Source organism: Mycetocola lacteus (assembly GCF_003667575.1).
Taxonomy (GTDB): domain Bacteria; phylum Actinomycetota; class Actinomycetes; order Actinomycetales; family Microbacteriaceae; genus Mycetocola; species Mycetocola lacteus.
Genome location: NZ_RCUY01000002.1, coordinates 645822 through 666024, shown reverse-complemented (window position 1 = coordinate 666024; position 20203 = coordinate 645822). Strand labels below are relative to the sequence as shown.

Sequence of the window (20203 nt, the reverse complement as noted above, 5' to 3'; positions counted from 1 at the left end):
CATCATGACTCTTCACACCGAACAAGCCCCGGAGCCGGTACGGTTCCTGAGTGCCGACGGCACCTTCGCGCCGACCCCGGCCGCCGAACCCTTCCTGGCGCGCCTGGACAGCCTGACCGACGCCCACCACGAGCGCTTCTACCGCGACATGGTCTCGGTGCGTGCCTTTGACCGCGAGGCTACCAACCTGCAGCGTCAGGGTGAGATGGCCCTGTTCCCGCCGAGTGAGGGCCAGGAGGGTGCGCAGGTGGGTTCGGCCCATGCCGCCCGTCCGCAGGACCACATCTTCCCCTCCTACCGCGAGCACGTGGTGGGCATGATCCGCGGGGTTGACCCGGTGGGCATCCTCAGCCTGATGCGTGGCGTCACGCTGGGCGGATGGGACCCTACCGATCCCAAGAACGGTAACTTCCACCTCTACACCCTGGTCCTCGGCTCGCAGACCCTGCACGCCACCGGCTATGCGATGGGGCAGCTCTTCGACGGTGCCAGCGGCACCGGCAACGTCGAGACCGACGAGGCCACGATGGTCTACTTCGGCGACGGCTCGACCTCCGAGGGCGACGTGAGCGAGGCCCTGGTCTTCGCCGCGAGCCACCAGACCCCGCAGGTCTTCTTCCTGCAGAACAACCAGTGGGCCATCTCGGTTCCGGTGTCGGTGCAGTCGCGCACCCCGCTGTACCTGCGCGGCGCGGGCTTCGGTCTGCCCAGCGTGCAGATCGATGGCAACGACGTGCTGGCCAGTTACGCGGTCACCTCGCAGTTCCTGGATGAGGCTCGCGTGGGCCAGGGCCCGCGCTTCATCGAGGCGATGACCTACCGGATGGGTGCGCACACCACGAGCGATGATCCCACCAAGTACCGCACCAATGAGGAGCGCGCCGAGTGGGGTCAGCGTGACCCCATCGTCCGCTTCGAGGCGTACCTGCGGTCGCGTGGGGCCGCCGAGTCGCTGTTCACCAGCGCCGCCGAGGACGCCAAGGACCTGTGCGCCGACGTGCGTGCCCGCACCCTGGCCCTGGAAGCCCCCGACTTCCCCACCATGTTTGAACACGTGTACTCCGAGGAGCACCCCCGCATGCGGGAGCAGTCGGACTGGCTGACCCGGTATGAGGCATCGATGACGGAGGAGAACCGATGAGCGAAATCGTGAACATGCCGATGGCCAAGGCGCTCAACGCCGGGCTGCGTGCAGCACTCGCCGCGGATGAGAAGGTCCTGCTGATGGGTGAGGACATTGGCCCGCTGGGTGGTGTCTTCCGGATCACCGAGGGTCTGCAGGCCGAGTTTGGACCGCGCCGGGTGCAGGACACCCCGCTGGCCGAGTCCGGCATCGTGGGCACCGCGATCGGCCTGGCCATGCGCGGGTACCGTCCGGTGTGCGAGATCCAGTTTGACGGGTTCATCTACCCGGCCTTCGACCAGATCGTGTCGCAGCTGGCCAAGCAGACCAACCGTCACGGTGGCACCGTGTCGATGCCCGTGGTGATTCGGGTGCCCTACGGCGGGCACATCGGTGCCGTCGAGCACCACCAGGAGAGCCCCGAGGCCTACTTCGCGCACACCGCGGGTCTGCGCGTGGTGAGCCCCTCGACCCCGAACGATGCCTACTGGATGATCCAGGAAGCGATCCAGAGCAATGACCCGGTGCTGTTCTTTGAGCCCAAGAGCCGGTACTGGCCCAAGGGTGAGGTCAACCTCTCCGAGTCGCAGCTGGGCCTGCACCAGAGCCGTGTGGCCCGCGAGGGCACCGACGTGACCCTGATCGGCCACGGCGCCATGGTGTCCACGCTGCTGCAGGCCGCCGAGGTGGCCGCGGGTGAGGGCATCAGCGCCGAGGTGGTCGATCTGCGTTCAATCTCCCCGATCGACTACGGCCCGCTGCTGGACAGCGCCCGTAAGACCGGTCGCGTGATCGTGGCTCAGGAGGCCCCGGAGAACGCCTCGGTGGGTTCGGAGATCGCCGCGACCCTGGCCGAGAAGGCGTTCTACTCGCTGGAAGCACCCGTGCTGCGGGTGTCGGGGTTTGACACCCCGTTCCCGGCTGCGAAACTTGAAGGACTGTACCTGCCCGATGCCGACCGCGTACTCGACGCGGTGGACCGGGCCCTGGCGTACTAGAAGGAGACGAGATGAGCGAGCAGAGTTTTCCCCTGCCGGACGTAGGCGAGGGCCTCACCGAGGCCGAGATCGTCTCCTGGAAGGTGGCCCCGGGCGACCGGGTTGAGATCAACGACACCCTGGTGGAGATCGAGACGGCCAAGTCCCTGGTTGAGCTGCCGTCCCCGTTTGCGGGCACCGTCAGCGAGATCCTGGTGGCCGAGGGCACCACGGTGGATGTGGGCACCCCGATCGTCACCGTGAACGACGGTTCCGCCGCCGCACCGGTAGCCACCCCGGCTCCGGATGCCGCCGTGGCCGAGGCCGCCGCCGACACCCAGTCCACGATTGCCGCCGAGCCCGAGGGCTCGGGGTCGGTGCTGGTGGGGTACGGATCGGCCGGATTGGTGACCTCGCGTCGCCGCGGCCGCCCGACCCCCGCCGCCGCCCCGGTACCGCCGCCGAGCGTGCCCGCGGCCTCGGCCAGCCCGATCATCGCCAAGCCGCCGATCCGTAAGCTGGCCAAGGACCTGGGCGTGGACCTGTCCGCGGTCCAGGGCACCGGCCTGGTGGGCGAGATCACCCGCGATGACGTGGTGCGTTCGGCCGGTCAGGCCAGCGTGTTCCGCAACATCGAGACCCCCGCCTGGGCACCCGAGCGCGAGGAGCGGATTCCGGTCAAGGGCATGCGGAAGGCCATCGCGCAGGCGATGGTGCAGAGTGCGTTCACCGCGCCGCACGTGAGCGTGTTTGTGGACGTGGATGCGACCCGCACGATGGAGTTTGTGAAGCGCCTCAAGGCCTCCCCCGACTTCGCCGGCGTCAAGGTGTCCCCGCTGCTGATCATGGCCCGCGCGATCATCTGGGCCGTGCGTCGTAACCCCACGGTCAACGCGACCTGGACCGAGAACGAGATCATCGTGCGTCACTACGTGAACCTCGGCATCGCCGCGGCCACCCCGCGCGGCCTGATCGTCCCCAACGTCAAGGAGGCTCAGGGCATGTCACTGCTCGAGCTGGCCAAGTCGCTTGAGCAGCTCACCCTGACCGCCCGGGACGGCAAGACCACCCCGGCGGACATGCAGGATGGCACGATCACGATCACCAACATCGGTGTGTTTGGGATGGACACCGGCACCCCGATTCTGAACCCCGGCGAGGTCGGAATCGTGGCGCTCGGCACGATCAAGCAGAAGCCCTGGGTCGTGGATGGTGAGGTGCGTCCGCGCTTCGTCACGACGATCGGTGGATCCTTCGATCACCGCGTCGTGGACGGCGATGTGGTCTCCCGCTTCATCGCCGATGTGGCCTCCATTATCGAGGAGCCCGCACTGCTGCTCGACTAGCGTTTTTTGCCCCGCTCACCCCCGGGTTGTCTCAGAGACAACATGCCCGGGGGTGAGTGCGTTTGTCCGGGTTTGCATGTACGTGATGTAACGTTCCGGTAACGCCTCGATAATTAGAGCTTGACCAGCCTTTTACCGCGACTTGAGTCGCGGTATTTTTGCGCTCTGGGTGCGGTCTCAAGGTTCTCGATTGGCAACTCGCCCCCGAACCTTGTTAGCGTGGTTGATGGACAAAGGTCCGCAACGAGCCCGCGGCCGGACGTCATTTTCAGTGGAAATGACACCCGGGCGTATGGTCAGTCACGCCGGCGGCGATCCCATGATCGCCCCGGGCATGCCACCCTTCGCCACCCGATTACCACCGATGTTCGGGAAGGCTTGAGTACGGGGGTATGCCGGGCGCGGAAGACCCGGACGTAAGAGCGAGTGTCACCCGGCCGCTGGCGGAAACGTCGCCCGGATGACCGGAAAAAATCTGTGTCACATAACTTTGCGGTAGAGGCTTCGGGCCTCTACAAAATTTTCGGAAAAAAGCCGCGAGAAGCCCTGAATAAACTGCGTGCCGGCGCATCCCGCGAGGAGATCGCGGGACTCGGTACCGCGGCGGTCATCGACGCGTCCTTCGATGTGAAGCCCGGCGAGATCTTTGTGGTCATGGGCCTGAGTGGTTCGGGAAAATCGACCCTGATCCGCATGCTGAACGGTCTGTGGGAGCCCACCGCGGGTTCCGTACGGGTCATGGGCAAGGAAATCGCTGGAATCCCGGCGAGCAAGCTGCGCGAGATTCGCCGCGAATCCATTTCGATGGTGTTCCAGCACTTCGCGCTGCTGCCGCACCGCACGGTGCTGGATAACGCCGCCTACGCGCTGGAAATCCAGGGGGTACCCGCCGCCGAGCGTCGGGCCCGTGCCATGGATATCCTGGCCCGGGTGGGCCTGGAGGGCTGGGAGCAGAAGATGCCCGGCCAGCTTTCCGGCGGTATGCAGCAGCGGGTGGGCCTGGCCCGCGCGCTGGCCTCGGACACCGACGTGCTGCTGATGGATGAGGCCTTCTCGGCCCTGGATCCGCTGATCCGCCGCGAGATGCAGGAGCAGCTGGTCGACCTCCAGCGCGACCTCGGCAAAACCATCATCTTCATCACCCACGACCTCAACGAGGCCATGTTCCTCGGCGACCGGATCGCCGTGATGCGCGATGGCCGCATCGTTCAGGTGGGCACCCCGGATGAGATCCTCACCGATCCCGCCAACGACTACGTCGCGCAGTTTGTGCACGACGTGGACCGCGCCCGGGTGCTGACCGCCGAGGGCGTGATGGAGGCCCCGCATGCGGTGGTCCAGCTCTCCGCCGGTCCCCGCGCCGCCCTCCGGGTGATGCGGGATCGCCAGACCTCCACCGTGTTTGTGCTCGGCCCCGGCCGGACCCTGCTCGGGGTGGTGCGCGACCGTGAGGTGCTTGATCTTGTGCGCTCCGGTGCACGAGACCTCTCCCCCGCGCTCCGCGAGGCCGCGGCCACCGTGACCCGCGAATCCCTGCTGGTGGACCTGTTTGAGCCCGCCGCCGAGAGCCCGCTGCCGGTCGCCGTTGTCGATGATCAGAACCGCCTGGTGGGCACCGTTCCGCGGGTGACCCTGCTGGCGGCGCTGGCCAACGTGCAGCCCGTCATCACCGCCGAAAACGCCATCATCGCCCCGGCCACCGTGCCGGTGGACGTGATCACCGCCACGCTGCGTGCGGCCGGTGACGCGCCCGAATCGGCAACCACGAGCACGGGAGGTCACGCATGATCGCGCCGATGGCAGGCGGCTGGGACCGCTTCCTCGAGACCGGCCGGGTGCCGCTGGGCGAGTGGGTCGAGGCGATTGAGAAGTTTGTGACCACAAACCTCTCGGGCTTCTTCGACGTTATCCGCGCCATTTTTAAGGGCATGTACGACGCGGTGGACACCGTGTTCGCCGGGCCTCCGTTCTGGATCATCATCCTGGTGCTGGTTCTCGCGGGACTCTGGGTACGTGGCTGGAAGTTTGCGCTGGGCATGCTCGCCGGACTACTGCTCGTGGTGGGTGTCTCGCAGTGGGAGAACGCGATGCACACGCTCGCGCTGGTCATCGTGGCCAGTGTGATCGCACTGATTATCGCGGTGCCGCTGGGTATTCTGACCGCGCGATCGGATACCGCCTCGGCCATCGTGCGGCCAATCCTGGACTTCCTGCAGACCATGCCCGCGTTTGTCTACCTGATCCCCGCGCTGGTGCTGTTCCGGGTGGGTGTGGTGCCGGGTATCGTCGCCACGATCATCTTTGCGCTGGCCCCCGGCGTGCGCTTCACCGAGCTGGGTATCCGCGGCGTGGACCGCGAGGTGGTCGAGGCCGGACAGGCCTTCGGTGCCTCCCCCGGCCGCATCCTGCGTCAGATTCAGCTGCCGCTGGCGATGCCCACGATCATGGCCGGTGTGAACCAGGTCATCATGCTCTCGCTCTCGATGGTCGTCATCGCCGGCATGGTGGGCGCCGAGGGCCTGGGGACCGACGTGGTTGCGGGTCTGACCCAGCTCAACACCGGACTGGGCGTCGAGGCGGGTATCGGTGTGGTCATCCTCGCCGTCTACCTCGACCGGATGACCGCCGCCCTGGCCAAGCCCCGTCAGCGCCGCTTCCCGCGCAAGCGTGCCGCCGCCGCTCAGGAAACACCGGCACCCGTCGCCGCATAACCAGGCAATACACACATTTTCGATTGATCAGTGGTGACCGCGTTGTCGCCACCGAAGGGAATTTATTATGACCAAGATTCGAAACACCAAGACCCGCCGCCTGCTCACCGTCGGAGGCATCATCGCCGCCGGCGCCCTGGCCCTGACCGGTTGCTCCGCCGCCGGTGCCGGCGAAACCCTGAAAAACGGCGACGAGAAGGCGCTGAACATCGCGGTCTTCAACGGCTGGGATGAGGGCATCGCCGCGAGCGAGCTGTGGAAGGCCGTGCTGGATGATGAGGGCTACGACGTCAAGCTGACCTATGCCGACGTGGTCCCGGTGTACACCGGAATCTCCGAGGGTGACTACGACCTGCTGCTGGACAGCTGGCTGCCGACCACCCACAAGGACCAGTTTGAGCGCTTCGGCGACAAGCTGGTGGACCTCGGTTCCTGGTACGACAACGCCAAGCTCACCATCGCGGTGAACGAGGATGCCCCGATCAAGACCATCGATGAGCTGGTCGAGAACGCCGATAAGTTTGGTAACCGGATCGTCGGAATCGAGGCCGGTGCCGGTCTGACCAAGCAGGTGCAGAACAACGTGTTCCCCGACTATAAGATCGGCGACAAGCTCAAGCTGGTGACCTCCTCGACCCCGGCGATGCTGGGTGAGCTCAAGGCCGCCACCGCCAAGGGTGAGGACATTGCGGTGACCCTGTGGCAGCCGCACTGGGCCTACGACGCCTTCCCGATCCGCGACCTGGAGGACCCGAAGAACTCCCTCGGCACCGCCGAGAGTGTGCACTCGGTGGGCAGCACGAGCTTCGAGAAGAAGTTCCCGGAGGTTGCCAAGCGGATCAAGAACTTCACCATGGACGATGAGACCCTGGCCTCGCTGGAGAACGCGCTGTTTAACAGCGGCGACGGCAAGCCGCAGGATCTGGTCCGCAAGTGGATGGCCGACAACAAGGAGTACGTGGACTCGCTGAAGTCCTAGTTTCCTCACGCGTGCGCCCGCCTCCGGAATTCCGGGGGCGGGCGCACGCGTTAACCGAGAGGGGCCTGACCGAATTCGCCCGTGTTGAGAATGGTTATCATTACTGATAATGTTTCTCATATGAAGAAACGACTCCTCGCGCCCCTGATCGCGCTGCCCGCCCTCGCCCTGGTGTTGAGCGGCTGCTCCACCTCCCCGGGAAGCGCAGACTCCAGCAGTGATTCCACCGCCCCGCTCTCGATCGTGGCCAGCACGAGTGTCTACGGTTCGATCGCCTCGGAGATTGTCGGTGACCACGGCACCGTTACCAGCCTGATCAGCTCGGTCGCGCAGGATCCGCACAGCTACGAGGCCACCGCACAGGACACCCTGGCGGTCTCCAAGGCCGACGTGGTCATCAAAAACGGTGGCGGATACGACGACTTCATGAACACCATCCTCGACGCCAATAAGGGCACCGCCCCCAAGGTGGTCGACGCCGCAGAGGCCTCGGGTCTGCTGCCCGGCCACGAGGCACACAACCACGACCACGATGCGGATACCGCCAAGGTGGACGACTCCTCCAAGGAAGCCGGCAAGGATCACGACGTACACAACCACGTCGAGGGCTTCAACGAGCACGTCTGGTACAGCTTCGAGGGTGTGAAGAACGTCGCGCACGACCTCGCCCACGTGCTGGGTGACGCCCGTCCGGCCGAGGCCGAAGCCTTCCACAAGAACTACGAGAAGTTCGTGGGCCAGCTCGATGAGCTGACCAAGAGCGCCGAGGCCCTGAAGCCCGAGCTCGAGGGCAAGAACGCGGCGATCACCGAGCCGGTACCGATGTACCTGCTGGATTCCGTGGGCCTGAACAACGTGACCCCGTCCGAGTACAGCGAGGCCGTCGAGGAGGGGACCGACGTCTCCCCTGCGGTCATGCAGGCCACCCTCAAGGCCGTCGGTGCGGGCGATGTCCTCCTCCTCGCCTACAATGATCAGACCAGTGGCCCCGAGACCGAGCAGGTCCGTAAGGCCGCCGAGGCAGCGGGCGTCAAGGTCGTCGACTTCACCGAGACCCTGCCGGACAAGAAGGATTACGTGAGCTGGATGCAGGACAACATCAACAACCTCGCAAAGGTCGTCGGTAAGTGACGGCCGCACCGGGCGCACTCGCGGCGGAGCATGAACACGGCCACCCGGGTGCCCCGGTGCTCAGTCTGCGGGGTGCGCGCCTCGGCTTCGGCGGGCGCACCCTGTGGGACGACCTCTCCCTGGACGTGTGCCGGGGGGAGTTTCTTGCGGTTCTGGGTCCCAACGGATCCGGTAAGTCCAGCCTGCTGCGCACGATCCTCGGTCAGCAGGAGCTGACCGCAGGCGAGATCAACTTCGGCGGTGAGCCCGTGCGCCGCGGCGATCGTCGCATCGGCTACATCCCGCAGCAGAAGATGATTCCCGCCGGGACCCCAATGCGGGCGCGCGACCTGGTGGCCCTGGGCGTGAACGGGCACCGTTTTGGACTGCCCCTCCCCCGCCGCGGTGAGCGTGAGCGCGTGGATGAGCTGCTGGAATCCGTGGGTGCGACCCACTTCGCGAACGCCCCGGTGGGCACCCTGTCCGGTGGTGAGCAGCAGCGACTGCGGGTCGGCCAGGCCCTGGCCGGCGATCCCGACCTGCTGCTGTGTGATGAGCCGCTGCTGAGCCTTGACCTCAACCATCAGCGTGAGGTGTCCGAGCTGATCGACCGCCGCCGGCGCAGCCACGGCACGCCGGTCGTGTTTGTGACCCACGACGTGAACCCGGTCCTGGGTATGGTGGACCGCATTCTTTACCTCGCCGGGGGACGCTTCCGCGAGGGCACCCCGGACGAGGTTCTGCGCAGCGACGTGCTGAGCGACCTGTACCAGACCCCGGTGGAGGTGTTCCGCTCGCACGGCCGCATCGTGGTGATGGGCCTACCGGACACCCACGATCACCACCCCCACAACGAAACTCCCGAGGCATCCTGATGACCACCGCGCTCGCTCCCCTGATCCTGACCGCCGCTGCCGGCGGCGGGGATGACCTCTGGTCGCGGATGTTCAGCTTTGCCAACTACGGCGAACTCCTCCAGCTGGTGCAGAACTCGGTGATCGCCGGTGCGGTGCTCGGCATCGTCGGCGGTCTGATCGGTGTCTTTGTGATGCAGCGTGATATGGCCTTTGCCGTGCACGGCATCAGTGAGCTCTCCTTTGCCGGGGCCGCCGCCGCGCTACTGCTCGGCGTAAACGTGGTCGCCGGATCGCTGGTGGGTTCGCTGATTGCAGCCGTGATCATCGGCGTGCTGGGATCCAAGGCTCGGGATCGCAACTCGATTATCGGCGTGCTGATGCCGTTTGGTCTGGGCCTCGGGATCCTCTTCCTCGCCCTCTACCAGGGGCGCACAGCGAATAAGTTTGGCCTGCTGACCGGGCAGATCGTCTCGGTAGATGATCCGCAGCTGATCTGGCTGATCGTGATCAGCATTGTGGTCCTGCTGGGCCTGGGCATCATGTGGCGTCCGCTGAGCTTTGACTCGCTGGATGCCGACGTGGCCTCGGCCCGCGGCGTCCCCACCCGGGCCGTCTCGCTGACCTTCATGCTGCTGCTGGGCCTGATGGTCGCGGTCTCGGTGCAGATTATCGGCGCGCTGCTGGTGCTGGCGCTGCTGGTAACCCCGGCCGCGGCGGCCATGCGGGTGTCCGCATCACCCATCCTGGTACCCATTTTGAGCATGCTGTTTGGCTTTGTCTCGGCTGTAGGGGGTATCCTGCTGGCACTGGGTGGTTCGCTTCCCATCAGCCCGTACATCACCACGATCTCGTTTGCGATCTACCTGGTGTGCCGTCTGATCGAGGCGCGCCGCACCAAGACGCGGTCGTTTCGCTCATCCGGCGAGACCGTCGCCGTGGCGGCCTAACACGGTCGCCCAGAGAGCGCCCATTCGGGCGGAAAGAGGAGGGGTGCAGCATGGCCGTTCGGCGTAATACCTGGCAGCGTGAGGCCGTTCGTGAGGCGCTCGAGCGCTCCGAGGGCTTCATCAGCGCGCAGGCGCTGCACACCGAGCTGCACCGCACCGGCTCCCCCATCGGCCTGGCCACCGTCTACCGTGCCCTGGCCGATCTCTCCACCGAGGGTGAGGCCGACTCGCTGCAGTCCCCCGAGGGCGAGGCCATCTACCGCTCCTGTGCGACGATGGATCACCACCACCACCTGATCTGCCGCCAGTGCGGCACCACCGCCGAGATCGAGGCGACCGAGGTCGAGGCCTGGGCCTCCCGGGTTGCCGCCGAGCACGGCTTTACCGAGGCCCGCCACGTGGTCGACATCTTCGGGCTGTGCGCCGACTGCACCGCGGCGGCCGCCCGCGCCTAGTCGCACAACAGCAGAGGGGCACCCGGCCACATGGCCGGGTGCCCCTCTGCTGTTGGGTGGGGATCGAGTCGGAGTTGTCTCAGAGGAAACACGCTCCGGAGCGGGGTGTCGCATCGACATCCGCAAAATCGGGTTAGCATCCCGAATTCGCCCCCCGGATGAGGGACAAACTCACGGCGTTTTCCCGGGTGTGGCGGGCCGTTTTTCGGCCCGCCGAGGCTACTTGGTGACGGCCGGGATGCCCGCGCGGGCGGCGTCGATCTGTCCGACGGTGGTGGCCAGGGCGATGTCGAAGACGTCGATGGTTGCCGCCCGGTCGCCGCTAATCAGGTAGCCAAACTGCGTGCCAAAGAGGCAGTTGGTGATGTGCAGGGCGAGGCGGGCGACCTCGGTCTCGGGCACGTCCTGGCGACGCAGCCAGCCGGCGAAGAGCTCATTCCACACCGCATAGGAATCGGTGATGCGGGTGCCGATGTCCGGATCGATGCTCTCGAGCGATCCGGCCTCGAACTGCAGGCGGATCCCGGGCAGGTGGCGCGGCTCGAGGGAGGTGATAAACGCCTCTCGCATCCAGGCCAGCATCTCCTCGCGGCTCAGGGATTCCACATCCACGCCCTCGAGCGCTTCGCGGCGCATGCGCACGCTCTCATCGAGGATGGCGTCGATCAGATCCCGGCGTGAACCGAAGTGATACACCAGGACATACGTGCTTACTCCCAGTGCGCCAGCGAGGCTCCGAAAGGTGACACGGGACAGCGACGACGTCGCAACATGCTCCAGAATCTGACTGAGCAGTTCTGGGCGACGATTGGGATTTGCTGGACGGCCCACGCGGTCCCCTTCCTAGATAACAATCGGAAGAATAACACCTAGTGTGCGACACCACGGCGTCCGTTCTCCTGAACTCACAGCCGGTTTTCAGAACAAGTGTTCTTACAATGAGGCGCCGCGGAAACCGCCGCGACCGAGAACGCACCGATGCGGACTTGGAATGTTGTTTGGGGGAAAACATGGCTAGGACCGGAAATCCGGAAAGAAAAACAGAATTATTGGATCAGATCCTCGAGTTCCTCGTGGACGTGCCGCTTGCGCAGGCCTCGTTCCGCGCGCTTGCGGATGCGCTCGGCGTCAGTACCTTTGCGCTGGTGTACCACTTCGGAAATCGCGAGCAGCTCGACCAGGAGATCCTGGGCGTGGTGCGCGATCGGCAGGTGTTGATGCTGGGGGGCATCAAACCCGGTGCGATCAATAGCGAGGAACTCGTCGAAGCCGGAGTGCGCGCCTGGGAGGAATCCCTGTCGCGTCGCGGCCTCCTTGCCGGACGGCTCTCATTCGAGGCCGGTGTGACCGAACGCCTGCGCTATCCGGCGGGTGACGGCATCCTTGCCGCCGCCCACAGCGACTGGGTGCGCGCCCTGTATGAGTGGGCACTCGCACACGGTGCCAGCGAGGAAGATGCCGAGTCCGAGGCCGAGTTGCTGGTCGCGGTGCTCTCCGGGCTGCGCTATCGACTCCACCTCTATGGGGCCGATGCGGTACCAATCACCCTGGTGGAAACCGCGTTCCGCCGGTTCACGGAACTTGTGACCCACCCCGAACCGGCAATCGCGCGCTAGGGACACCCCTCTTATATAGGCGCACGCTTTGAGGGGTGCACTTCGGGCCGTGAGGACGCACCGCGTCCCCGCGGCCCGAAATGGTTTGCCGGGAGTGTCGTTATGAGATAAGCTTGACCCTTGGCCGGACGGACTCCCCCGTCTGGATCGTACGAAAACCTCGCTCTCTCGGGTGCGAGTCACTTCGTGCCGACAAGAGATCTTGGGCGAAACCATCGGTTTCGCGGTATTCAAGGAGAATCACAATGGCATCAGTGTGCCAGGTGACCGGCGCCGTTCCCGGCTTCGGACACAACATTTCACACTCGCACCGTCGCACCAAGCGTCGGTTTGACCCCAACGTTCAGAAGAAGACGTACTACGTACCCTCGCTTCGCCGTAACGTTACCCTGACCCTGAGCGCCAAGGGCATCAAGGTTATCGACGCTCGTGGCATCGAGTCCGTCGTCAAGGACATCCTGGCTCGTGGAGGCAAGATTTAATCATGGCTAAGCACCAGGACGTACGTCCCATCATCAAGCTCCGTTCCACCGCGGGCACCGGTTACACCTACGTAACCCGCAAGAACCGCCGGAACAACCCCGACCGTATCGTGCTGAAGAAGTACGACCCCGTAGTGCGCAAGCACGTTGAATTCCGAGAGGAGCGCTAAACATGGCTAAGAAGAGCATGATCGCCAAGAACGAACAGCGCAAGGTCATCGTCGAGCGCTACGCAGAAAAGCGTCTCGAGCTGAAGAAGGCTCTGGTTAACCCCGAGTCGACCCCCGCCGAGCGCGAAGCCGCTCGTCTGGGCCTGCAGAAGCTGCCCCGCAACGCTTCGCCGGTGCGCGTGCGCAACCGCGACGCCGTTGACGGACGCCCCCGGGGTATCCTCACCAAGTTCGGTGTCTCCCGTGTGCGCTTCCGCGACATGGCTCACCGCGGTGAGCTGCCGGGTATCACCAAGTCGAGCTGGTAGGTCTTCCTCCCACTCACCACACGGTGAAACACTTGCTCTCAGGGCGTCCGCTTCGGCGGGCGCCCTGAGGCGTTTAACCCCCCAAAATCGGCCGCAGACTGTGAACAAAATCAAAGAATCCGGCGACACGCGGACAATTTCGGCCGGAACCGCCGGAATATCCGCGAAAACATGCGGATTTCTGGTACATTCAAGGCGGTCCTCGTGGACCAACTACGAACTCAGGCGAGCTCGTGGAACGTACCAGTTACAGACTGCAAGAAAGTCCGAGGAGGACACTCATGGCTGATAAGACTCTTAACAAGACCGAGCTCGTTGCGAAGATCGCTTCCGAGTCCGGCCAGAGCCAGGCTGCTGTCGGCGGCGTGCTCGATGCCCTGTTCAACGTTCTGGCCGAGTCGGTTGCAAACGACGTTAAGGTCACCATCCCGGGTTGGCTCGCTGTAGAGCGCACCGCACGTGCAGCTCGCACCGGCCGCAACCCGCAGACCGGTGCCGAGATCCAGATTCCGGCCGGTCACTCGGTCAAGGTTTCGGCTGGTTCGAAGCTGAAGGCTGCCGCCAAGTAGTCTTCGCCAACACGGCTTCAAAAGGGACGGTTCTTCGGAACCGTCCCTTTTGCGTTGCTCGGGTTCGGCTGGTTCGAAGGCAGTGTGGTGGGCTAGCTGCCAAGTAGTGTCAGCTACAACGGCTTCAAAAGGGACAGACCCGCAAGGGCCTGTCCCTTTTGCGTTGCTCGGGTTCGGCTGGTTCGAAGGCGGTGTTGGTGGGCTAGCCACCGGCACCGCGAGTTTTAAGGGGGCGTGCACTCGCGTAGGCTGGGACGGTGTCACGCGTAACCCGAATCGTCGCCCCCGCAGTTCTTTTGCTGATCGCCCTGATCGCCCTGTTTGGCGCGCTCGCGATCGGTGGGGGTGCCCAGGCTCAGCAGCTCAGCGACCCCGGTGCCGCCGTGCGCTACGGCCTGCCGATCGCCAAGATGATCGTGAACATCACCGCCGCCGGCATGATCGGTGCGCTCACCCTCGTGCTCTTTGCCCTGACCCCGCAGCGTCGCGAGTACGGTGCGGCGCTCGACGTGGCCTCGGCCAGCGCGGCTCTGTTCACGGTAGCCTCGGGGGCCACCGGCGTACTCACCTTCCTCAACGTCACCGGCACCAAGTTTGAACTCACCCAGGAATTCGGATCCAAGATCGGGGTCTTCTTCACCGACGTGGAGGCCGGTCGAGCCTGGCTGATCACCACGCTGATCGCCGCCGCCGTGACCGTGCTGTGCTTCTCGGTGCGCGGGCAAACCCTCGTCTTCTTCGTGGGGGTCCTTGCGGCCTTCTCCCTGCTCCCGATGGCGCAGCAGGGCCACGCCGCCGGAACCTCCGGCCACGGGCAGGCGGTCACCGCCCTCGGCCTGCACCTGCTGTTTGCCGGCATCTGGTTGGGCGGACTGCTCACCCTGGTGTTCATTCGGTCGCATCTGGAACGCGGGCGGCTTCCCGTGGTCCTCGCCCGGTACTCCACCCTGGCGCTCGTGTGCTTCGTGGTGGTCGCGATTTCCGGCTATGCCAGCGCCGCGCTGCGGGTGGGATCCCTCGAGCAGCTCCTCACGCCCTACGGCTTCCTGGTGGTCCTCAAGGGACTCTCGCTGGTGGTCCTGGGCCTGTTTGGGGCAACCTATCGGCTGCGGATGATCGACCGTCTGGAAAAGCGCGGCAAGAACTCCACGTTCTGGTGGATCGTGGTGGCGGAGCTGGCGTTTATGGGGATCGCCTCGGGCGTCGCCGCTGCCCTTGGCCGCACGGCCACACCGGTCCTGGAAGACACCTCCCCCACCCGTACCCCGGCCGAACTGCTCACCGGCGATAAGCTGCCGCCCGAGCTGACCCCCTGGCGTCTGTTCACGCTGTGGGAGGTCGACCTGATCTGGCTGCTGGTGGGCGCATTCGGAATCTTCTTCTACCTTGCCGGGATGTACCGTCTCTACAAGCGCGGGGATAAGTGGCCGTGGCTGCGTGCGGTGTCCTGGATTGCCGGGTTGCTGCTGCTGATGTGGATCACCAGCGGTGGCATCAACGTCTACCAGCGCTTCCTGTTCTCGACCCACATGATGGGCCATATGGCGCTCACCATGGCCGTCCCGGTCCTCCTGGTGCCCGGGGCACCGGTGACCCTGGCGATGCGCGCGATTCGCAAGCGGCAGGACGGCTCCCGCGGTGCCCGCGAATGGATCCTCACCGCCGTACACTCGCGCTTTGCGACGATCATCACCAACCCGGTAGTGACCGCCGTCCTCTTTGCTGGATCGCTGTGGGTGTTCTACTACACCGAGATCTTCCGCTGGTCGATGGTGGACCACATCGGCCACGAGTGGATGATTATCCACTTTGTCATCACCGGGTACCTGTTTGTGCAGTCGCTGATCGGAATCGACCCGGTTCCGCACCGCCTGGCCTACCCGATGCGCCTGATTCTGCTGATCGCCACCATGGCGTTCCACGCGTTCTTCGGGCTCGCGATCATGTCCAATACCGGCCTGTTTGTGGCCGACTGGTTCGGCGCGACCGGGCGCACCTGGGGGGACCCGCCGATGGATGATCAGCGAGTCGGCGGCGGTATCACCTGGAGCATCGGCGAGATTCCGACCGTGGCCCTGGCGATCGCGGTGGCCATCCAGTGGAGCCGCAATGACGTGAAGGAGCAGCGCCGCTCGGACCGCCGGGCCGACCGCTCCGGGGACGCCGAGCTCAAGGCCTACAACGCGCGCCTAGCCAAGATGGCCGAACGCGAGGACGCCGGGAAATAGCCCCGAGTGCAGAATGCCCGGCTCCGAAGGGAGCCGGGCATTCCGTTTCTAGGCGGTGTGGGGCGCGTCCGGGTGGTGAGCCTCGGCCGCTCGCTCGAGCCAGGGGGCGATGTCCACCGGGATCGAGTACAGCGCGGGACGCGGATCCAGGCGGGTCTGCGAGTCCGGGCCGGCCACGGGGCGGGTCAGACGTTCGTTCATGATGCCTCCGATGTGATGCGTGCGGGTGGTTAGGGTGCGGGCTCGGCGGGGGCCCCGCCGGCGGGTGCCTCCTCGGTGGGGGCGGCGGGGGCCGTGGGGGCGCTCGGGCAGCCCGGCAGGGGACGGGCACGTTCAAACGGGCGTACGGCGGTGCCCGCGTCGGCCTCCCCGGGCGCGGCCTCCCCGGGCGCGGCCGCGCTGGGGGTCGGCGTCGCGATTGCACCGGTATTCGGGTCGGTTGTTGTGGGGATCAACGGCAGCGGGTACGCGTTATAAATCGAACCCTGCGCGGTCTCGGTGCGCGCCTTCAAATAGGTCAGTTCGCCCCGTTCGGTTTGACGCTGGAGGAGTCCGTTCTCATCGGTCTCCTCGAGAACCAGCGGTTTTCCACCGGCATCGAAGAGTTGCACCCGGTTGATGGGCTCGCCCGCGCAGTCAAAGGCGAAGATGTTATCCACCGGCTCACCATTCATCCGCAGACCCTCGGGGATCGGGGCCTCGAAGCTGTCGCTGGATGCGGACCCGGACGAATACGGAGCATAGGAAAGCTGGTTGATTGCGGAGGGGATCGCGATCATGAGCACCAGGACCGCCACGACGCTCGCCGCGGCCTTGAGGATGCGCAGGAAACGCGAGCCCAGCCAGATCCCGCGTCCCCACTGCACGCTGAGCACCACGAGGGCGGCCAGCACAATCCACCCCAGCGGGTCGGCGGGGAGGAGCCAGTTGAGGCGTGCCCCGAGGGTTCCGATGCAGAGGAACAGCGCGAATCCGCGAGCGAACCACCACACCGGCCGCAGCGCCACCAGAAAGCGCGTGATCGGGGCGACTCCGCGGCGCCGGGAGAACGCGAGTGCCTGCGCCCGGCGCTCGGCCCACCACTCGCGGGAGGTTTGTATGGGCGGGACATGCGGGCCCTGAGCCGGGAGCCCGGCGGACTCGCGGAGCTCGCGGGCGTAGGCGGTGGCGTCGCCGAGGTCCCCGGTGTCGGCCAGGCGCTCGGCGAGGTCCGCCTCCAGGCCCTCGGTCAGCTCGGTGACCTCCTCGGGGCCCAGGTCGCCCAGACGGGCGCGGACCTCGGCGGCGAAGGCATCAACCCGCGGGTCAATCGAGATACTGGTCATTTGATTCCCCCTGAAGTGGGTGCGGAGTCGGCGGGCGACTCGGGATTGATCAGCGCACCGAGGCGCTGGGCGAAGTGGTTCCACGTTTGGCGGTCGGCGTCGAGCGTCGCGCGGCCCTGATCGTTGATGCCGTAGTACTTGCGGTGCGGTCCCCCCTCGGAGGGCACCACGTAGGTGGAGACCAGCCCGGCGGCGTACAGGCGGCGCAGGGTTCCATAGACCGAGGCATCCCCCACGTCTTCGAGCCCGGCGGCGCGCAGACGGCGCACGATGTCGTATCCGTATCCATCCTCGTCGCGGATGACCGCGAGTACGGCGATATCCAATACACCCTTGAGTAGCTGCGTTGTATCCACACAACCTCCTATCAACACACTGCACACTACTACGGAATGCATAATAGTCAAACCATCGTGTCCAAAATGTCGTGATCGGCGAGGTATCCTGGGATCTGCCGAACTGGAATCGAGGCTCCCGCGTGTCATCATCCTCACCCGCGCTCAGTAGCGAACAGCAGGCGGTGTTTGACCTCATCGAGGGCACCCGCGAGCACCTGTTTGTGACCGGTCGGGCGGGCACCGGAAAGTCCACGCTGCTCAACCACCTCTCGTGGAACACCTCTAAAACCATCGTCATCTGCGCGCCCACGGGTGTTGCCGCGCTCAACGTGGGTGGGCAGACCATCCACTCGCTCTTCCGGCTGCCGATCGGGCTGATCGCCGATCAGGAAATCGAGCAGAACGATCAGACCAAAAAGCTGCTCAACACCATCGATACCCTGGTCATCGACGAGATTTCGATGGTCAATGCGGACCTCATGGACGCGATGGATCGCAGCCTGCGCCAGGCCCGCCAACGCCGCCACGAACCCTTCGGCGGTGTCCAGGTAGTGCTGTTTGGTGACCCGTATCAGCTCGCCCCGGTGCCCGGCCACGGCGAGGAGCGCGACTACATCGCTGATACCTACCGGTCGTTCTGGTTCTTCGATGCCAAGGTGTGGCAGGAGGCCCCGCTGCGGGTGATCGAGCTCGTGCAGATCCACCGCCAGGCCGACAATGATTTCCGCCGGATGCTCACAGCCGTGCGCCACGGCACCGTGGACGCCGAAATTGGTGGTCGTCTGAACGCCGCGGGGGAGCGTCCGCTACCCGAGGATGGCGACACGATCATCACCCTGGCCGCCCGCAACGATGCGGTGACCCGGATCAACGCGGCCGCGCTCAAGAAGCTGCCCGGACGCCTGCTCACCGCGCGGGCGGAGGTTACCGGGGAGTTTGGCAAGTCCGCATTCCCCGCCGACGACAAACTGGAGCTCAAGGTCGGGGCGCAGGTCATGTTCCTGCGCAACGACGCGGCCGGACCCGACGGGCAGCGCTGGGTCAACGGCACAATCGGCACGGTCACCCGGATCGACACCAACGTGTTTGTTGAGGTGGACGGCGAGATCCACGAGGTGGAGCCGGCGATCTGGGAGAAGTACAAGTACTCCTACTCGGCCCTGACCAAGCAGCTCAAGCGCGATATCGTGGCCGAGTTTACCCAGTTCCCGCTGCGGCTGGCCTGGGCCGTGACGATCCACAAGTCGCAGGGCCAGACCTACGACCGCGCGATCGTGGACCTTGGGCCGCGCGCGTTCAGTCCCGGACAGACCTATGTGGCGCTCAGTCGATTAACCAGCCTGGACGGGCTCTACCTGGCGCGTCCGCTGCGTCCGAGTGACGTGATCGTGGACCCCGATGTGGTGCGCTTCATGAGCGGCCGCGAATCCGTCGGGCCCGACGCCGAGCCTGCCGCAGACTAGCGCCCGGAACGGCCGACGTCCCCACGCACAAACGCGGGCCCCTCCGAGGAGGAACCCGCGTTCGAGAAAGCCGTGGTTACGCGGCAGCGGTGGCCTTGGCGGCGCCGAGGTCCACAAACAGGTTGGTGTTGTAGGCGTAGGCGCGCACGATCTCCTCGATCACACGCTCCCGCTCGGCCTCGTCCCAGTCCAGGGCGTCCAGCAGCTCGCGGTAGGCGTCCTTGAAGACGGCCGGGTCCTCGATCTCGGGGAACGCGTAGAACTCTACGCCGGCCTCCTCCAGCTCAAACTGACGCTTCATCAGGCGGGCGATGTACTGGCCGCCGGAGAGGTCGCCGAGGTAGCGGGTGTAGTGGTGCGCGATCAGGCCGCCGGCCCAGGTCGAGCCGATCTCGTTGATCCGGGCCACATAGTTGACGGTGGTGGGCAGCGGGGCAATCTGCTCGCGCCAGTTGTCACCAAGCAGGAAGGCCAGGTCGCGCTCAAGCGCGGGCAGGCGGCGCAGCGACTCGAACACAAACTTGCCGGCAACCTCGTCGTCGGCCTGGGCGTCGGCCGCGGCCTCAAGCGCCTCGTAGATGAAGAAGTGCTGGGCGGTGAGGGCCGCGTAGTCCTCGCGGGTGCCGCGTCCACGCATCAGGTCGGCCATGAAATCGGCCCCCTCGCTCGAGGAGTGATCCTGGCGGGTGCGCTCGCGAACCTGGGTAGAGAAGGGGGTGACATCGGTCATGAGACGCTCCGGATTTACATGAAGAGTGGGGAAGGGGAGCCGAAGGCGGCTCATTTACTTAGGTTACCCATACCGGCACTGTGTCGGCAAGATGTCCTGGGTGATTTCTCGGCCGTTTTTCGGCCGGGATTCGGACTAGGCGTGGGCGCGCGGTTCCAGGCCCAGCTCGGCGCAGGCCAGATCGTAGAGCACCACGATCTCGCGGCGGATCTCCGGACGCTCGGTGATCGAGGTGCTCCACTTCACGGTGAGGTCGCGGGGTGCGCCATCCACGGTGATGCTCCAGGTGCCGCCGTCGCCATCCAGCGCGGTCATAATCGAACCGGTAGCGCCGCGGTCGCCGAAGGCGCGCGCGATCAGGAGGTTATCGTCGTTGTGGTCGTCGTTCATGTGGTGCAGGACACCCGCGACGATCTCCGGGGCAAAAACAAAGGCGCTCATGGCGGATCCTCCGAAAGAGTAAGGGTTA

General features: G+C 65.5%; 23 protein-coding genes. 17 read left to right on the top strand and 6 right to left on the bottom strand.

Annotated elements, in window-relative coordinates; translation table 11 throughout:
• Window positions 1-4: 4 nt before the first annotated feature.
• From D9V34_RS05100 to D9V34_RS05055, 10 genes are all read left to right on the top strand, one after another.
• Window positions 5-1141: a thiamine pyrophosphate-dependent dehydrogenase E1 component subunit alpha gene (locus tag D9V34_RS05100; RefSeq protein ID WP_121687771.1), complete on the top strand. Its 1137-nt coding sequence runs from the start codon at window positions 5-7 to the stop codon at window positions 1139-1141.
• A complete protein-coding gene (locus D9V34_RS05095; RefSeq protein ID WP_121687770.1) occupies window positions 1138-2121 on the top strand; it encodes an alpha-ketoacid dehydrogenase subunit beta in 984 nt (327 codons plus the stop codon). Before D9V34_RS05100 ends, D9V34_RS05095 begins: the two co-directional genes overlap by 4 nt.
• Window positions 2122-2132: 11 nt before the next feature.
• Window positions 2133-3446 (top strand): dihydrolipoamide acetyltransferase family protein, encoded by a 1314-nt coding sequence (locus D9V34_RS05090; protein ID WP_121687769.1) that lies wholly within the window; start codon window positions 2133-2135, stop codon window positions 3444-3446.
• Between the two features lie 477 nt (window positions 3447-3923).
• Window positions 3924-5234 (top strand): quaternary amine ABC transporter ATP-binding protein, encoded by a 1311-nt coding sequence (locus D9V34_RS05085; protein WP_121687768.1) that lies wholly within the window; start codon window positions 3924-3926, stop codon window positions 5232-5234.
• Window positions 5231-6157, top strand: a complete 927-nt coding sequence (locus tag D9V34_RS05080; protein ID WP_245991915.1) for an ABC transporter permease — start codon at window positions 5231-5233, stop codon at window positions 6155-6157. The genes D9V34_RS05085 and D9V34_RS05080 overlap by 4 nt, the downstream gene beginning before the upstream one ends.
• Before the next feature lie 67 nt (window positions 6158-6224).
• Window positions 6225-7136 (top strand): glycine betaine ABC transporter substrate-binding protein, encoded by a 912-nt coding sequence (locus tag D9V34_RS05075; protein WP_121687767.1) that lies wholly within the window; start codon window positions 6225-6227, stop codon window positions 7134-7136.
• A gap of 120 nt (window positions 7137-7256) precedes the next feature.
• Window positions 7257-8267, top strand: a complete 1011-nt coding sequence (locus D9V34_RS05070) for a metal ABC transporter solute-binding protein, Zn/Mn family (protein WP_121687766.1) — start codon at window positions 7257-7259, stop codon at window positions 8265-8267.
• Window positions 8264-9121: a metal ABC transporter ATP-binding protein gene (locus D9V34_RS05065; RefSeq protein WP_183091851.1), complete on the top strand. Its 858-nt coding sequence runs from the start codon at window positions 8264-8266 to the stop codon at window positions 9119-9121. The genes D9V34_RS05070 and D9V34_RS05065 overlap by 4 nt, the downstream gene beginning before the upstream one ends.
• Window positions 9121-10050 carry a metal ABC transporter permease gene (locus D9V34_RS05060; protein WP_121687765.1) on the top strand — a complete coding sequence of 310 codons (930 nt, stop codon included), beginning with the start codon at window positions 9121-9123 and terminating at the stop codon, window positions 10048-10050. The genes D9V34_RS05065 and D9V34_RS05060 overlap by 1 nt, the downstream gene beginning before the upstream one ends.
• A gap of 50 nt (window positions 10051-10100) precedes the next feature.
• Window positions 10101-10505, top strand: coding sequence for a Fur family transcriptional regulator (locus D9V34_RS05055; RefSeq protein ID WP_030147636.1), 405 nt, complete (start codon window positions 10101-10103; stop codon window positions 10503-10505).
• A 219-nt stretch (window positions 10506-10724) separates the two neighbouring features.
• Here D9V34_RS05055 and D9V34_RS05050 read toward each other — a convergent pair whose 3' ends face one another.
• Window positions 10725-11336: a TetR/AcrR family transcriptional regulator gene (locus D9V34_RS05050; RefSeq protein ID WP_121687764.1), complete on the bottom strand. Its 612-nt coding sequence runs from the start codon at window positions 11334-11336 to the stop codon at window positions 10725-10727.
• A gap of 218 nt (window positions 11337-11554) precedes the next feature.
• On the opposite strand from D9V34_RS05050, the gene D9V34_RS05045 reads away from it, so the two are divergent.
• From D9V34_RS05045 to D9V34_RS05020, 6 genes are all read left to right on the top strand, one after another.
• Window positions 11555-12121, top strand: a complete 567-nt coding sequence (locus D9V34_RS05045) for a TetR family transcriptional regulator (protein WP_183091850.1) — start codon at window positions 11555-11557, stop codon at window positions 12119-12121.
• 245 nt (window positions 12122-12366) lie between these two features.
• Complete coding sequence (gene rpmB / locus D9V34_RS05040; RefSeq protein ID WP_030147639.1) at window positions 12367-12603, top strand: 50S ribosomal protein L28; 237 nt, start codon at window positions 12367-12369, stop codon at window positions 12601-12603.
• A gap of 2 nt (window positions 12604-12605) precedes the next feature.
• Entirely contained in the window at window positions 12606-12773 is a 168-nt protein-coding gene (gene rpmG, locus D9V34_RS05035; protein ID WP_030147640.1) for a 50S ribosomal protein L33, read from the top strand.
• Between the two features lie 2 nt (window positions 12774-12775).
• Window positions 12776-13081, top strand: coding sequence for a 30S ribosomal protein S14 (gene rpsN / locus D9V34_RS05030; protein ID WP_030147641.1), 306 nt, complete (start codon window positions 12776-12778; stop codon window positions 13079-13081).
• A gap of 281 nt (window positions 13082-13362) precedes the next feature.
• A complete protein-coding gene (locus D9V34_RS05025; RefSeq protein WP_030147642.1) occupies window positions 13363-13650 on the top strand; it encodes an HU family DNA-binding protein in 288 nt (95 codons plus the stop codon).
• Between the two features lie 257 nt (window positions 13651-13907).
• Window positions 13908-15878: a bifunctional copper resistance protein CopD/cytochrome c oxidase assembly protein gene (locus tag D9V34_RS05020; RefSeq protein ID WP_220700535.1), complete on the top strand. Its 1971-nt coding sequence runs from the start codon at window positions 13908-13910 to the stop codon at window positions 15876-15878.
• A gap of 48 nt (window positions 15879-15926) precedes the next feature.
• On the opposite strand, the gene D9V34_RS17735 is transcribed toward D9V34_RS05020, so the two are convergent.
• Genes D9V34_RS17735 through D9V34_RS05010 form a run of 3 tightly spaced genes read right to left on the bottom strand, consistent with a single transcriptional unit; the run spans window position 15927 to window position 17559 of the window.
• Complete coding sequence (locus tag D9V34_RS17735; RefSeq protein ID WP_183091849.1) at window positions 15927-16079, bottom strand: hypothetical protein; 153 nt, start codon at window positions 16077-16079, stop codon at window positions 15927-15929.
• 29 nt (window positions 16080-16108) lie between these two features.
• Window positions 16109-17203: a hypothetical protein gene (locus tag D9V34_RS05015; protein ID WP_121687762.1), complete on the bottom strand. Its 1095-nt coding sequence runs from the start codon at window positions 17201-17203 to the stop codon at window positions 16109-16111.
• Window positions 17200-17559: a PadR family transcriptional regulator gene (locus tag D9V34_RS05010; protein WP_121687761.1), complete on the bottom strand. Its 360-nt coding sequence runs from the start codon at window positions 17557-17559 to the stop codon at window positions 17200-17202. Before D9V34_RS05010 ends, D9V34_RS05015 begins: the two co-directional genes overlap by 4 nt.
• A gap of 122 nt (window positions 17560-17681) precedes the next feature.
• Between D9V34_RS05010 and D9V34_RS05005 the strand changes: the two genes are divergently transcribed.
• Complete coding sequence (locus tag D9V34_RS05005) at window positions 17682-19004, top strand: ATP-dependent DNA helicase (RefSeq protein ID WP_121687855.1); 1323 nt, start codon at window positions 17682-17684, stop codon at window positions 19002-19004.
• A gap of 76 nt (window positions 19005-19080) precedes the next feature.
• Here the strand turns inward: D9V34_RS05005 and D9V34_RS05000 are convergent, their stop codons facing one another.
• Window positions 19081-19734 carry a biliverdin-producing heme oxygenase gene (locus tag D9V34_RS05000; RefSeq protein ID WP_121687760.1) on the bottom strand — a complete coding sequence of 218 codons (654 nt, stop codon included), beginning with the start codon at window positions 19732-19734 and terminating at the stop codon, window positions 19081-19083.
• A 135-nt stretch (window positions 19735-19869) separates the two neighbouring features.
• Window positions 19870-20175, bottom strand: coding sequence for a DUF2470 domain-containing protein (locus D9V34_RS04995; RefSeq protein ID WP_121687759.1), 306 nt, complete (start codon window positions 20173-20175; stop codon window positions 19870-19872).
• Window positions 20176-20203 lie beyond the last annotated feature (28 nt).

Excerpts from the sequence above, each read along its gene's own strand:
- rpsN (WP_030147641.1), top strand. The coding sequence starts at position 12,776 with ATGGCTAAGAAGAGCATGATCGCCAAGAACGAACAGCGCAAGGTCATC.
- D9V34_RS05015 (WP_121687762.1), bottom strand. The coding sequence starts at position 17,203 with ATGACCAGTATCTCGATTGACCCGCGGGTTGATGCCTTCGCCGCCGAG.
- D9V34_RS04995 (WP_121687759.1), bottom strand. The coding sequence starts at position 20,175 with ATGAGCGCCTTTGTTTTTGCCCCGGAGATCGTCGCGGGTGTCCTGCAC.
- D9V34_RS05060 (WP_121687765.1), top strand. The coding sequence starts at position 9,121 with ATGACCACCGCGCTCGCTCCCCTGATCCTGACCGCCGCTGCCGGCGGC.
- D9V34_RS05025 (WP_030147642.1), top strand. The coding sequence starts at position 13,363 with ATGGCTGATAAGACTCTTAACAAGACCGAGCTCGTTGCGAAGATCGCT.
- rpmG (WP_030147640.1), top strand. The coding sequence starts at position 12,606 with ATGGCTAAGCACCAGGACGTACGTCCCATCATCAAGCTCCGTTCCACC.
- D9V34_RS05075 (WP_121687767.1), top strand. The coding sequence starts at position 6,225 with ATGACCAAGATTCGAAACACCAAGACCCGCCGCCTGCTCACCGTCGGA.
- D9V34_RS05090 (WP_121687769.1), top strand. The coding sequence starts at position 2,133 with ATGAGCGAGCAGAGTTTTCCCCTGCCGGACGTAGGCGAGGGCCTCACC.
- D9V34_RS05000 (WP_121687760.1), bottom strand. The coding sequence starts at position 19,734 with ATGACCGATGTCACCCCCTTCTCTACCCAGGTTCGCGAGCGCACCCGC.
- D9V34_RS05095 (WP_121687770.1), top strand. The coding sequence starts at position 1,138 with ATGAGCGAAATCGTGAACATGCCGATGGCCAAGGCGCTCAACGCCGGG.
- D9V34_RS05070 (WP_121687766.1), top strand. The coding sequence starts at position 7,257 with ATGAAGAAACGACTCCTCGCGCCCCTGATCGCGCTGCCCGCCCTCGCC.
- rpmB (WP_030147639.1), top strand. The coding sequence starts at position 12,367 with ATGGCATCAGTGTGCCAGGTGACCGGCGCCGTTCCCGGCTTCGGACAC.
- D9V34_RS05100 (WP_121687771.1), top strand. The coding sequence starts at position 5 with ATGACTCTTCACACCGAACAAGCCCCGGAGCCGGTACGGTTCCTGAGT.
- D9V34_RS05080 (WP_245991915.1), top strand. The coding sequence starts at position 5,231 with ATGATCGCGCCGATGGCAGGCGGCTGGGACCGCTTCCTCGAGACCGGC.
- D9V34_RS05055 (WP_030147636.1), top strand. The coding sequence starts at position 10,101 with ATGGCCGTTCGGCGTAATACCTGGCAGCGTGAGGCCGTTCGTGAGGCG.
- D9V34_RS17735 (WP_183091849.1), bottom strand. The coding sequence starts at position 16,079 with ATGAACGAACGTCTGACCCGCCCCGTGGCCGGCCCGGACTCGCAGACC.